The organism is Rhodococcus sp. IEGM1339, assembly GCF_050321925.1.
Taxonomy (GTDB): domain Bacteria; phylum Actinomycetota; class Actinomycetes; order Mycobacteriales; family Mycobacteriaceae; genus Rhodococcus; species Rhodococcus pyridinivorans.
In genome coordinates this window covers 1-1,452 of sequence record NZ_JBNQFT010000057.1, presented here as the reverse complement: position 1 = coordinate 1,452, position 1,452 = coordinate 1, and the positions used below count along the sequence as shown (strand labels likewise).

The window sequence follows — 1,452 nt, the reverse complement described above, 5'->3', positions numbered from 1 at the left end:
CAATACCGTTAAGTTAGTGACTCACTATGGTGCATATCGGTGACTGGGTGGGTTGTGGATGGTGTTGGTGGTGCGCGCGTTTCGCGGCCCATTTGAGGACCTTGCGTTTGACGACGCGGGGGTTGGCGCGGTGTCGGCGTACCGGGTTGATACGGCGCAGGAGTTTGGCGATGCCCTGATCCCACAGTCGGGTGGCGGCCTGGTGGTTATGAGGGGGAAAAAGAGCTGTGGGACAGGGATCGTCGGGTTATCCGCAGGGCCGCGACGAAGGACATCCGGTCCGGGTCGTGACCGCCGGCGGTCGCGGCGTCGCGCATCAGGGTGCGGATGGCGTAGTGGCAGCACAGGTGCCCCCAGATTTCCTGCAGGACCAGTGGTGGGGATTTCGACCGCAGGACCGCTCGTGGTCCGCGTTGGTGGGTTTTCAGTTCGTCGAAGGTGTTCTCGATTTCCCAGCGTTGGGCGTAGGCGAGGGCGAGTTCTTCCGCGGTGGCGTCGGAGGGGTCGAGGATCGTGGTCAGCAGCCGGTACTGCTCGGGGTTCTCCCGGCCGTCGTCGAGGGTGTAGTCGATGACGCGCACCGTCAGCGGTGTTCGCTGCTGCCGATTCTTTCCGGAGGTGGGGATGATCTGTGCCAGCCAGGATCCGTCGTCGAGGGTCTCGACATGGCGGGGCGAGAGCGTCGATTTGACCCTCCACAGCAGGTCGGCGCCGGTAGCGGCGGCGCGGGTCCACATGTCGAATCCGTAGATTCCCCGGTCGGCGAGCAGCAGCATCCCCGGTGCGAGGGTGTCCATCAGATCGTGCGACAGCTCCCGCTCGGAGGTGCGACACGATCCGATCGCGGCGTCGAATACCGCGTGGGTGCCGCATTCGGCGAGGGCCACCAGCCGCGCCTGCGGGAACGCGGACTGCTCGCCCCGGCTCGATGCCGGCCGCCCGAAATGCTCGGCGTTGGCCGGGGTATCGGGAAGGTCGAGGCAGGTCCCGTCGAGGGCCACCAACCGGCGCCCCGCCAGCCAGGATCCGGGTGTCTCCGCGTCGGCGAGCGGTCGCGCGACACGGCGGAACAGCTCCCGCACCGGTTCGTATCCCAGACGGGACCGGGCCTGGAAGATCGCCGATTTGGTCGGCGGCGACCAGGACTGCGACCATCCCGACGACCACGACAAACCGTCGGTGAGCTGCTCGAAGACCTCCTCGTAGGAGCCTTGCGAATTCAATGCCATCCCGATCGAGAAGTACGCCGTCACGCGAGCGGTCAACGACCGACTGCGCTGCTCCCTGCGACCGCATTCCGCGATCACCTCATCGACCAAGGACGCGGGAAACGCCCTGGTCAACAACCCCACCGACACCACATCCGACAACCGCCGATCCGAGACCGGCTTCACCCATCCACTCCGAGGCACACCTCATCGTAACGCAAACCCCCCTAACTGAACGGTATTG

1 protein-coding gene is annotated in these 1,452 nt (G+C 65.6%); it reads right to left on the bottom strand.

Translation table 11 applies throughout. From position 1 onward, the window contains the following. Positions 1-206: 206 nt before the first annotated feature. Positions 207-1,412, bottom strand: a complete 1,206-nt coding sequence (locus ACQR3U_RS23310; RefSeq protein ID WP_064851798.1) for an IS4 family transposase — start codon at positions 1,410-1,412, stop codon at positions 207-209. Positions 1,413-1,452: the final 40 nt, after the last annotated feature.